The sequence below is a fragment of the Chroococcidiopsis sp. TS-821 genome, assembly GCF_002939305.1.
Classification (GTDB): Bacteria; Cyanobacteriota; Cyanobacteriia; order Cyanobacteriales; family Chroococcidiopsidaceae; genus Chroogloeocystis.
Genome location: NZ_MVDI01000005.1, coordinates 215100 through 227220 on the forward strand (window position 1 = coordinate 215100; position 12121 = coordinate 227220).

Genomic DNA, 12121 nt, shown 5'->3' on the forward strand with positions numbered 1-12121 from the left:
ATTAAGGAATGGCGATAAAAATGGTGGCGCGAGTAACTAGATTATCAGTAGAAGTAGTGCAACAGTTGGCAGGCGGTCTTGGTCGGGGTTAATAAAAGGCGATCGCCTAATTCTAGCTACTTGGTGCTACAGCCATTTAAAAAAGTAAGAGTTAAGAATTCTTTCTAAAGAAAGATCTTAACTCTCTTGTGTTTACTTACTGAAACCTTTACCACGCGATACCGAAGGAAGAGTGACGCAGTTTTCTAATTGAGCGCGCAGAGTTTCGCGGTCGAGATTCTGTCCAATCAGTACTAACTGATTTTTGCGATCGCCATTCCATTCTTCATCATCAATGCTAAAACGCTTGCCACACAAGTGGAAAATATGGCGTTTGGGGCTTTCGTCAAACCACAAAATACCTTTGGCACGGAACACAGTTTCAGGTAACTGATTATCTAAGAAGTACTGAAACTTGCGAATCGATAGCGGTTTATCACTTTGAAACGATATCGACGTGAAACCATCGTTTTCTAAGTGATGCGAGTGATGGTGATGCTCGTGGTGGTCGCAATCATGGTCGTGATGGTGATGTTCGTGGTCGTGGTCGTGGTGGTGATGCTCGTGTTTATTTTCAGCATCAAAATACTTATCCGACTCGAATAAACCAACACTGAGAATTAATGGTAGCGGAACTTGCGATCGCGTCGTTCGCAAAATTCTAGCACCTTCTTTAACTTCGCGAATTTTACCTTCTAAGCGCTCTAACTCAGCTTCGTCTACTAAATCAGTTTTGTTCAGGAGAATTACATCTCCATAAGCAATCTGACTTTGCGCAGCTTGCGAAGTGAATAAATCTAAACTGTAATTTGCCGCGTCTACCAGAGTAATAATGGAATCCAAGCGAGTTAAATCGCGTAACTCAGTTCCTAAAAAAGTTAATGCTACGGGTAAGGGATCGGCAAGACCAGTGGTTTCCACTACTAGATAATCAAGCTTGTCTTGACGTTCAAGAACTTTATAAACTGCTTCTACAAGATCGTTATTGATGGTACAGCAGATGCAACCATTGCTGAGTTCCACCATATCATCGCCAGTTTGGATAATTAGCTCGTTATCGATGCCAATTTCACCAAACTCATTGACTAAAACCGCAGTTTTCAATCCTTGCTGATTTGCCAGGATATGATTGAGTAGAGTTGTTTTACCGCTACCTAAAAAACCCGTAATAATAGTAACCGGCAAGCCGCGCTTTGGAGCGTCCATTGCTTGATAATCGGAAGTTGCTGTAGATTGCATAGCTGTGAGGAAAGAAAATGTCAAAAAATAGGAATATAGAGTTACAGGGCGATCAAAGCTACTTTCTTAAGATTGCTAGCTGACACATTCCACTATCTCCTATTATTGCCGAAAAGCTCATTTCACCATTTTGTCATGACCCTAACGCTGTACAACACGCTTACCCGTCAAAAAGAAATCTTTACGCCGCTGCAAGCAGGCAAGGTAAAAATGTATTACTGTGGTGTCACAGTTTATGATTACTGCCACTTGGGTCATGCGCGGGCATGTATTGTATGGGATGTCGTTCGTCGATACCTGCAATGGCGTGGTTATGAAGTCAAGTATATCCAAAATTTCACAGACATTGACGACAAAATCCTCAATCGGGCGCGCGAAGAAGGATCGACGATGCAAGCCGTTGCCGAACGTTACATCCAAGCGTATTTTGAGGATATGGATCGGTTGAACGTCAAACGAGCCGATGCTTACCCCCGTGCAACGCATACGCTCGATGGCATTAAGCGCTTGGTATACGAGTTAGAACAAAAAGGCTACGCCTACCCAGTTAATGGCGACGTGTACTATGCAGTGCGTCAATTTAATGCCTACGGTAAGCTTTCGGGGCGCAAATTAGAAGATTTGCAAGCGGGCGCAAGCGATCGCGTCGACGTCGAAGATCCGGAGTATCAAAAGAAAAAAGATCCCTTCGATTTTGCATTGTGGAAAGCTGCAAAACCTGGAGAACCCGCCTGGGAGTCGCCTTGGGGCGCAGGACGTCCTGGTTGGCATATCGAATGTTCGGCAATGGTACGGGACAATTTGGGCGAGACAATTGATATTCACGCTGGCGGTGCTGATTTAATTTTTCCGCATCATGAAAATGAAATCGCTCAAAGTGAAGCCGTTACAGGTAAACCGCTAGCCAATTACTGGATGCACAATGGCATGGTGACGGTCAATGGCGAAAAGATGTCCAAGTCTTTGGGTAACTTTATCACAATTCGGGAATTGTTGAACCGCCCAACAGACCCGATGGCAGTGCGACTGTTTGTATTAACTGCGCAGTATCGCAAACCAATCGATTTTACCGATGAAGCGATCGCCGCCGCGACGAATGGTTGGCATACCCTCAAAGAAGGACTGCTGTTTGGCTATCATTATGGCAAGCAACTAGGATGGAAAGAGCAAGAAAGTTCTTTAATCCCAGAAGTTGTGCAGCGCTTCCAGGACGAAGTCGATGATGATTTCAATTTTCCTGGAGGGTTGGCGGTTCTGTTTGAGTTAGCTAAAGAATTGCGCCGTGAGGGAAATCTTTTGGTACATCAAGGCAAAACGGAAACTCCGCCAGAACAACTAAAACAACAATGGCAGACGCTGGTGACTTTGGCGCAAGTTTTAGGGTTTGAAGCCGAACCAGAAACAGAAACAACTGTTGATGGGATCAGCGATCGGGAAATTGAAAATTTGATACAGATGCGACTTGCAGCCAAGAAAGCGAAGAATTTTGCTGAGGCGGATCGGATTCGTAATCAACTGCAAAATCAGGGTATCACGTTAATTGACCAGCCCGGTGGTGTAACGCGATGGCATCGCAACTAAATCGCAATCGTGCATTTGTAACAAACCTGCTACTAGTTGTCGCCACAGGTTTTCTGATACTGCTGTTGTGGCAATTGCGGAGTTTACTTGTAACGGTGATGATTGCAGTCGTCATTGCAACGGCGATCGCACCTGTTACCGAAAAAGCAGAAAAACTCCGCATACCGCGCTGGTTAGCAGTCATTAGCGTTTATCTGACGTTACTTGCGATCGTCATTGGTGCAGGATTAATTATTGGTCCTACTGTTGCTGAACAACTGCAAACTTTAGTAAGTTTAATTCCAGTTTACCTCGATAATCTCCGTACTTTAGCAGAAAACGTTGCTTTGAGGCTAGGCACTGAACAACCTGAATTTATTGACCGCTTTTTTGATACGCAAGCCTTGACAAGCTGGATTATTGGTTCAGGTCAACAACTTATCGTACGCTCTTATGGCTTTACGCGCAGCATTATTGATGGCGTACTAAGCTTAATCTTAGCGCTGTTGATTTCTGGCTACATGGTTGCTGGGCGCGAAAATTTAATCAAAGGAATTGTTAATTTGTTTCCCCACCCCTGGGATAAACGGCTTGACGCGCAAGTGATCCCAATCAGTCAGAGAATGGGGGGCTACATTCAAGGTCGAGTTTTAGTATCTGGAATTTTAGGAATTGCCATAACTCTGGGTTTAGGAATTTTAGGATTATCAGAGTTTGCCTTAGCTTTAGGCGTCATCGCAGGCTTTACTAATTTAATTCCTTTTATTGGACCTATATTAGGTGCAGTTCCTGCTTTAATTGTGGCACTGTCACAAGGTGGTTTAACATTTGTTTGGGTACTTCTATTATTTGTCATCATCCAAAATTTGGAAACGTATGTACTCGATCCTTTGTTAGTCGGTTCTTCAGTACAAGTTCACCCACTGTATCAACTTTTGGCAGTCTTAGGAGGAACTCAAGTTTTAGGTATTATCGGCGCTGTCATTGTTCCACCTTGGATAGCAGGGGCTTCAGTACTATTAGAAAACCTTTATTTGCAACCAAAGCGCTTAGCTGAAGGGAAAGAAGCGAGTGATAATGTGGTGAAGACGCAGCAATCAAGTATTTAATTTACAGCGTATTTCGGGTTTATGAGGTACAGTAACAAAAGTTTGTCAGCCAGTTCAAATGTATAGGATTAATCATAGCAAGTGCAGTTGCGATCGGAATATTAACCCTGAAGGCAGTAGTGGGAAAAAAGGAGCCAAGAAAAGCTTTTATTTCAATAAGACGGGAGTCAGGGAAATAGGGTAACTGATGAAGAATGTTTGCGTCCCGTGATTGAACTAAAGATTCTATTTCTCTCGTTATAACAACTACTACAGCAGCCAAGTAGAATTGCAATAGTAAACAAAGTCATCACAGCTAATACTTCTCTTTTGTACTAATTGTCCCAATAACTGTTACTTTGTTGTCTCAGTTCTGCATGACCTTGAGTCACATTCATCGCAATGAACTTTTGGACAAAACTTTGCAATTATTAACACGCAATCGCGTCACGACTTCATCTTTGCTAAAATTCAAAGTAATATCCACTATGGCGATTAAGGGCTTTTAGTCAAAATACGAATAAAAATTTTACGTCAGTGATCATGATGCGATCGCCAATAATCAAACTCATTCAAAAAATCCTAGTGCGTCTACTCGGTATCATATTGATTTTGTGCCTTGCTTGGTTATGGGTACTTTTAGCCGCCAAGCCTGCCTTGGCTCAAGACAATACAATCAACTACAGTAATACACATCTAGAAAATCGTGACTTCTCTAACGCCAACTTGGTAGGTGGAGTCTTTGTCGCAGCCGAAATGCGCGAAGCAAACTTTCAAGGCGCAGATCTCACAAACGCCATTCTTACCAAAGGTGTTTTACTCCGCGCCAACTTAGAAGGTGCTAACCTTACAGGTGCATTAGTTGACCGCGTTACTTTAGATGAAGCCAATTTAAAAAATGCTATCTTGCAAGAAGCAATCTTAACGCGATCGCGGCTTTTTGATGCGGATATTACAGGGGCTGACTTTACTGATGCATTGATCGATCGCTATCAAGTTTCTTTGTTGTGCGATCGCGCTGATGGTGTCAATCCTGTCACGGGTGTATCTACGCGCGAAAGCTTAGGTTGTCGCTAACTTTAGAAAGTTTGAACCTAATCCTTGAATAATATGGTGGTTGCATTGCAACTGTACCACCCGCATCAGATTAACAAAAATATATTGAAATTAAAGTGCATGCATTGTTTTACGATTAATGCCATTACAGCAATGCAGCGACTAGACGCAATAGTAGGCTCGATTGTCTCTATTGTTAAAAATACTGGTAGCAAAGTTGCATAAACCGTTGCTGTTCTACCCAAATACGTAGTAGTCAATAAGATTAATCTGGTGTAGAGATAACCAAATACCTATTCTACAGGTGTTGCCAACTCTAAAATCAACACCACGAGAAACAAACCAACAATCCACCACAGCGATCTTGCGCGTAGCATTTTGTAAGAAGAGTTAATTGGGTGCTGTAGCGATCGCAACAACATTCGATTTTTAGCAGATTTTACTTTGGATTTTAAAACAACTCATTATAGATGACAGCAGCCCAAATACTCTTTGACTATAAATATAAACTTATATACCGCTTAGCTAAAATATACCGCTTGATATAGTAGTTTATGCATCATGTATATATCTAGCAGCTAGTTTAGCCTAGCCATTTTTATTAACGACTTTATATATTCAATTAGTTGCCGATTTATGACCGCAATCGAGATAATTTTTGTTAAAAATAAAGACTATTAATTGCTTCTGAAACTGTATTAACACAAGTTAAAAGTAAACTTATTAAGCAACATATGCTACAAGGATTCTTTCAAATTGCGTTGACACTTGTCATATTAGTCGCCATTACACCAATCTTTGGTAAGTATATGGCGCGCGTGTTTCTTGAAAAGAACATACTGCTCAATCGAGTTCTTAATCCTATAGAAAGAGCTATTTTCATTATTACTGGAACGCGCTCTAAAGATAACATGACTGGTAGGCAGTACATTCAAGCTGTCATTATCAGTAATTTCGTCATGGGTATTTTTGTCTTTTTAATACTCATGCTACAAGGTATTCTTCCTTTAAATCCTACAGAGTTAAATTCACCTACTTGGGACTTAGCGTTGCATACAACTATTTCTTTTATCACCAATACAAATCAGCAGCATTATTCTGGAGAAACGACATATAGTTATGCTAGTCAAATGTTAGCGCTAGGCTTTTTAATGTTCACTTCTGCTGCTACTGGGCTAGCTGTAGGAATTGCATTTATTCGAGGTTTAACTGGTAGACCATTAGGTAACTTTTACGTTGATTTAACTCTAGCAATTACACGAATTTTATTACCCATATCAATCATTGGAGCCTTAATATTATTAATTGCTGGCGTACCAGAAACTTTAGCTTCCCCAGTAACAGTAACAACACTCGAAGGTGCAACACAGACGATCGCACGAGGTCCCGTTGCCCATTTTGAAATAATTAAGCAGTTAGGAGAAAACGGCGGTGGCTTTTTTGGAACTAACTCAGCACACCCCTTCGAGAATCCAAATACTTTTACGAATTTATTAGCAACGCTTGCCATGCTATCTATTCCTATGGCATTAATTTTTACCTATGGTGTATTTGCTAATAACATGAAACAAGCTTGGTTATTGTTTTGGATGGTATTTATTATATTTGTCATTTTGATAGGTATAACGGCGATTGGTGAGTATCAAGGTAATCCACTTGTTAACAATACAATTTTTGGTGGAGAACAACCAAATTTAGAAGGCAAAGAAGTTCGCTTTGGTTGGGCGCAAACAGCATTATGGGCAGTTAGTACAACAGCAACAATGTGTGGTGCAGTGAATGGAATGCACGATTCTTTAATGCCTAATGGTGGCTTTGCAACTCTATTTAATATGTTTTTGCAAATTATTTGGGGTGGACAAGGAACGGGGACAGCTTATCTCTTTATTTATCTTATTCTAACGGTGTTTATCACAGGTTTAATGGTAGGCAGAACGCCAGAATTTTTAGGTCGTAAAATTGAGAAAAGAGAGATTGTTCTAGCAAGTGCCGTACTACTCGTTCACCCAATCTTTGTTCTAATTCCAAGTGCGATCGCGCTATCTTTTCCTGACACATTAGCGGGAATTAGTAACCCAGGCTTTCACGGTTTATCGCAAGTTGTTTATGAATACACCTCTGCGAGTGCGAACAATGGTTCTGGTTTTGAAGGATTAGGAGACAATACACTTTGGTGGAACCTAAGTACAAGCATTAGCCTTTTAGGAGGACGCTACATTCCCATCATTGCTTTACTACTTTTAGCTGATAGCATGGCACGCAAACAACCCGTACCCGAAACGGCTGGAACTCTCCGCACTGATACTGTGTTATTCACCAGCGTTACAGCAGGAGTCATTTTAATATTAGGAGTTTTAACATTCTTCCCTGTTCTAGCATTAGGACCGATCGCCGAAGGCTTTCAACTGCTGAAAAATTAGTAATTAGCAATTACCCATTACCAATTACCAAATCCCCCTCCTAAATGGATTCTACAACTTCTTCACCCATAAACCCGCGCCCGCGTCCTAGTGGTCCTCGTGAAGGGCGCAAGCACACACCAAAAGTTAGCAGAAAAGGACTTTACCAACGAGCTATCCGCGATGCGTTTGCCAAGCTGACTTTGCGACAAATGGTAAAAAATCCGGTGATGTTTTTGGTGTGGGTAGGTACGATAATTACCGCATTACTCACAATTGATCCTGCACTGTTTGGTACTGTACCAGGTGAAAATTTGCGGGTGTTCAATGGCTTGATTACAGTTATTCTATTTTTTACAGTTTTGTTTGCCAATTTTGCCGAAGCTGTCGCCGAAGGGCGCGGAAAAGCGCAAGCTGATGCTTTACGTACAACCAAATCAGATACCTTGGCGCGGAAAATTTTAAACGATGGTTCAACGCAGGAAGTTTCTTCTACTACTTTACGGCGGGGCGATCGCGTCAAAGTGATTGCTGGGGGTTTCATTCCCGCCGATGGCGAAGTGATCGCGGGAGTTGCTTCGGTTGACGAATCCGCCATTACTGGAGAATCAGCACCTGTCTTAAAAGAACCTGGTTCCGATGTCGCAAGTTCAGTCACAGGCGGTACGCAAGTGATATCTGATGAACTCACGATTCAAATTACCGCCGATCCTGGTAAAGGTTTTATCGATCGCATGATTTCGCTGGTAGAAGGTGCTGAACGCAGCAAAACCCCGAATGAAATTGCCCTCACCGTCTTACTTGCAGTGCTGACATTGGTGTTTTTGTTAGTTGTGGCAACGCTACCACCACTTGCTAATTATGTCCAAAGTCCGGTCAGTGTGGCAATTTTGATTGCTTTATTAGTCGCACTCATTCCCACAACGATCGGTGGATTATTAAGCGCAATTGGTATTGCAGGTATGGATCGCGTCGCTCAATTTAACGTCATTGCGACCTCTGGCAGGGCAGTAGAGGCGTGTGGCGATGTGAATACGCTTGTTTTGGACAAAACGGGGACTATCACGCTAGGAAACCGTCTAGCTGAGGAATTTATTCCGGTCAATGGTCATTCTGTAGACGATGTTGCTAAGGTTGCTTTTGCAGCAAGTGTCTTCGACCAAACACCCGAAGGTAAGTCTATCATCCGGTTGGCAAATAAACTCGGAGCATCACTGGAGTTTGACTGGAGTAAGGCTGAAGCAGTTGACTTTTCTGCTAAAACGCGCATGAGTGGAACAAACTTACCGCATGGGGTGGAGGTGCGTAAAGGTGCGGTAGAAGCAATTAAAGGCTTTGTGCGATCGCGTAACGGTCAAATTCCTTCAGATCTTGATGCTGCTTACGAACGTGTTTCTCGTTTGGGCGGTACACCCCTAGCTGTGGCGCTTAATGGCGATATTTATGGCGTTATCTATCTCAAAGATATTATCAAACCTGGTATTAAAGAACGTTTTGACCAGCTACGACGCATGGGCGTGCGAACGATTATGCTAACGGGTGATAATCACATTACCGCAGCAGTGATTGCCCAAGAAGCAGGTGTCGATGATTTTATTGCTGAAGCGACTCCCGAAGATAAAATCGCTGTTATTCAACGCGAACAAGCCGCAGGTAAATTAGTCGCGATGACGGGGGATGGAACAAATGATGCTCCCGCACTCGCACAAGCCAATGTGGGTGTAGCAATGAATTCGGGAACTCAAGCAGCAAAAGAAGCCGCGAATATGGTTGACTTGGATTCCGACCCGACGAAGTTGATTGATATTGTGGCGATCGGCAAACAATTATTGATTACGCGCGGCGCGTTGACGACTTTTTCGATCGCAAATGACATTGCCAAGTATTTTGCTATTATTCCGGTTATTTTTACGGCTGCGGGTATTGGTAGGTTGAATATTATGAATTTGGCAAGTACCCAATCGGCGGTTTTGTCTGCACTGATTTACAACGCTTTGATTATTCCGGCGTTAATTCCTTTGGCGTTGACCGGAGTGAAGTTTAGACCATTGAGCGCGAATCAACTTTTGCAGCGGAATATTTTACTTTATGGCTTGGGTGGGGTTGTGGCTCCCTTTATTGCGATTAAGGTGATTGATGTGGTTATTGCAGCGGTAGGTTTGGGGTAGAAGTAAACGAACCGAACTTCGGCGCAGAGAACGCAAAGAGAAGAGATTGTGAGAGGTTTTTGTAAGTGAGTTGGGGTTAGTGTATGAAGATTTTGGTGATGGATGTATGGAATGGTGTTTCTTTTGTTTGGGTGCGATGGCGCAGACAAAAGTTACCTTTACAGCTTTTGATTGCATTGTGTTTGAATTTAGCGATCGCACCAGCGGTTTATGCGGCGGTTGATGGCGTGCAACGTCGTCAAGCTTGGGCAATTGGTTTACTTGGGTTGGTTACTTTGAGTTTAATAATTTATTTGTTTGATGTCATTTTTCGACCGGAGCGCTATTAGTTATGTCTATAGTGCGCGATATTACAAGATCGATTCGCATCACTTTTGTGCTGTGGCTGCTAACCGCAGTGATTTATCCCACAATTATGATAGTTGTTGGTCAAGTTTTCTTTCCGTTTCAAGCTAACGGAAGTATCGTCCAAAACTTGGAGGGACAAAATGTCGGTTCAGCATTAATTGGGCAAGTCTTTACATCACCGCAATATTTCCAAAGTCGCCCTAGTGCGGTAAACTACAGCAGCTTTTCACAACAAGAACGCGATCCAGAAAATATCGGACAAAAAACAGGAGTATCGGGCGCGAGTAACTTGGCTCCGAGCAATCCCGATCTACTCGCACGCATTAATGACACTGTTGCACAGTTAGAAGAACGCGCGATTGCACCTACGGCGGATCTCGTTTATGCTTCGGGTTCTGGCTTAGATCCGCATATTACTGTAGAAGCCGCATTTAATCAGCTAGAACGAGTTGCTCAGGCGCGTAATTTATCTCCTGAGGAAATTGCTCCTTTGATTGCTAAACACACGCAAGGTAGATTTCTATGGGTTTTTGGCGAACCAGGAGTCAATGTGTTGAATTTAAATCGCGAGCTAGACGTTTTACAAGCTCCGCTAGAGTAGCATACCTTTGGTTAAGTTGATTGCATTCAAGTCTTTAACTAAGATCTATGCAAGTGTTTACCGCTATTGTTGAAGAAAGATTCAAATACTAACCTTTACGTAGGTTAAATACCTGGATTTCCTGGAGCACACTCTCAAGGAGAAATCTTGGACGAGTTACACAAGAATTTGCATGAGGTAATTGAAATGCTCTTAGAAGACAAATAACCATCTCCTTTATCAATGCAATCGCGATGTCCACAAATCTCTTGCTTAACTTTAGTGTACCTGTGCGCACTTTGTTGAAGTAGCCCTGACTTCAGTCGTAGGGCTTTGTTACATTGAGCGAATTTACGTTGATACAAGGCAAAGCTTGCAGTGAACAAGACTGAAGAACCTGTACTGTCTGACAACACTAAGATTCGCCCACCCCGTAAAGGTAAGCACAAAATCTTTATTGGGATGGCTCCAGGAGTTGGTAAAACTTATCGAATGCTCGAAGAAGCCCACGCACTCAAACAAGAAGGTATTGATGTTGTGATTGGGTTACTCGAAACTCACGGACGTCAGGAAACTGCACAAAAAGCTGAGGGATTAGAACTTGTCCCGCGTAAAGAAATTGTGCGGGGCGGGTTGACGTTAACGGAAATGGATACGGAGGCAATTTTAGCGCGATCGCCACAACTCGTACTCATCGACGAATTAGCACATACGAATGTTCCTGGATCTGAACGCGAAAAGCGCTATCAAGATGTGGAAGTTATTCTAGCTGCGGGTATTGACGTTTACTCAACGGTAAATATTCAGCACATCGAAAGTCTCAATGACTTGGTAGCGAGAATTACAGGTGTCGTCGTTAGAGAACGCGTTCCCGATCGCTTAATTGAGGAAGCTGATGAAGTTGTCGTTATTGACGTCACTCCAGAAACTTTGGAAGAACGCTTACTTGAAGGGAAAATTTACGCTCCCGAAAAAATTCAGCAAGCACTTGCTAATTTTTTTCAACGCCGCAACTTAGTTGCTTTACGCGAACTCGCACTGCGCGAAGTTGCTGATAATGTTGAAGAAGACGCGATCGCACTCAATGCTAATTTCCTCAATGAGCAACTCGCAGGACAAACTTGTAATATCCACGAGCGTGTTTTAGTCTGCGTCTCTACCTATCCCAATTCAATACAGTTACTACGTCGCGGGGCGCGGCTAGCAGGTTATATGAATGCTCCTTTGTACGCTGTTTTTGTGGCGAATCCGGATCGCTTCTTAACTAAAACAGAAAGTTTACACCTCGAAACTTGCGAACGTCTGTGTCAAGAATTTGGCGGGACGTTTATTCGCGTCACAAACCACAATATCCCACAAGCGATCGCCGATGTTGCTAAACAATACCGCATTACCCAAATCGTCATCGGCGCAAGTCAGCGATCGCGTTGGAAAATTCTTTTGCGTGGTTCTCTAACGCAACAATTAGTACGGTTGCTCAAAAACATTGATATTCATATTATTAGCTCGGAGAAAAACGCTGAGTTTAATGGTGTGGCTCCAGTAGGATAAAGATACAGAAAGGCGGGCATAATTAAATATCATGCGTAACATTGTCGGGTAATCGGTAATCGGTAATTGGTAATAGATATTCTTTTCAATGAC

General features: G+C 42.7%; 10 protein-coding genes and 1 pseudogene. 9 read left to right on the forward strand and 2 right to left on the reverse strand.

All coding sequences use genetic code 11. The features are described from left to right. Positions 1-192: 192 nt before the first annotated feature. Complete coding sequence (locus B1A85_RS15150) at positions 193-1278, reverse strand: GTP-binding protein (RefSeq protein ID WP_104547745.1); 1086 nt, start codon at positions 1276-1278, stop codon at positions 193-195. Between the two features lie 135 nt (positions 1279-1413). Here B1A85_RS15150 and cysS point away from each other — a divergent pair, with 135 nt between their 5' ends. The 3 genes from cysS (at position 1414) to B1A85_RS15165 (ending at position 5003) form a co-directional block, all read left to right on the forward strand. Beyond that, positions 1414-2859 carry a cysteine--tRNA ligase gene (gene cysS, locus B1A85_RS15155; protein ID WP_104547746.1) on the forward strand — a complete coding sequence of 482 codons (1446 nt, stop codon included), beginning with the start codon at positions 1414-1416 and terminating at the stop codon, positions 2857-2859. Further along, positions 2844-3947 (forward strand): AI-2E family transporter, encoded by a 1104-nt coding sequence (locus tag B1A85_RS15160; protein ID WP_104547747.1) that lies wholly within the window; start codon positions 2844-2846, stop codon positions 3945-3947. Before cysS ends, B1A85_RS15160 begins: the two co-directional genes overlap by 16 nt. A 549-nt stretch (positions 3948-4496) precedes the next feature. Then, positions 4497-5003: a pentapeptide repeat-containing protein gene (locus B1A85_RS15165; RefSeq protein ID WP_104547795.1), complete on the forward strand. Its 507-nt coding sequence runs from the start codon at positions 4497-4499 to the stop codon at positions 5001-5003. A gap of 272 nt (positions 5004-5275) precedes the next feature. Here B1A85_RS15165 and B1A85_RS25635 read toward each other — a convergent pair whose 3' ends face one another. After that, complete coding sequence (locus B1A85_RS25635; protein WP_256387463.1) at positions 5276-5404, reverse strand: hypothetical protein; 129 nt, start codon at positions 5402-5404, stop codon at positions 5276-5278. Between the two features lie 312 nt (positions 5405-5716). Here B1A85_RS25635 and kdpA point away from each other — a divergent pair, with 312 nt between their 5' ends. From kdpA to B1A85_RS15195, 6 genes and pseudogenes are all read left to right on the forward strand, one after another. Beyond that, positions 5717-7402, forward strand: a complete 1686-nt coding sequence (kdpA, locus tag B1A85_RS15175) for a potassium-transporting ATPase subunit KdpA (RefSeq protein WP_104547748.1) — start codon at positions 5717-5719, stop codon at positions 7400-7402. Between the two features lie 44 nt (positions 7403-7446). Continuing rightward, complete coding sequence (kdpB, locus tag B1A85_RS15180; RefSeq protein ID WP_104547749.1) at positions 7447-9549, forward strand: potassium-transporting ATPase subunit KdpB; 2103 nt, start codon at positions 7447-7449, stop codon at positions 9547-9549. A gap of 83 nt (positions 9550-9632) precedes the next feature. Next, complete coding sequence (locus tag B1A85_RS15185) at positions 9633-9878, forward strand: potassium-transporting ATPase subunit F (protein WP_168192412.1); 246 nt, start codon at positions 9633-9635, stop codon at positions 9876-9878. Positions 9879-9880: 2 nt separating this feature from the next. Beyond that, on the forward strand, positions 9881-10498 hold the full coding sequence (gene kdpC, locus B1A85_RS15190; RefSeq protein WP_210404481.1) for a K(+)-transporting ATPase subunit C: 618 nt from the start codon (positions 9881-9883) through the stop codon (positions 10496-10498). A 47-nt stretch (positions 10499-10545) separates the two neighbouring features. Continuing rightward, a pseudogene (locus B1A85_RS26195) lies at positions 10546-10705 on the forward strand (type II toxin-antitoxin system HicB family antitoxin). Between the two features lie 150 nt (positions 10706-10855). Beyond that, the gene (locus B1A85_RS15195; RefSeq protein ID WP_210404482.1) at positions 10856-12028 is read left to right on the forward strand and encodes a universal stress protein; all 1173 of its coding nucleotides are present in this window, start codon (positions 10856-10858) and stop codon (positions 12026-12028) included. Positions 12029-12121: the final 93 nt, after the last annotated feature.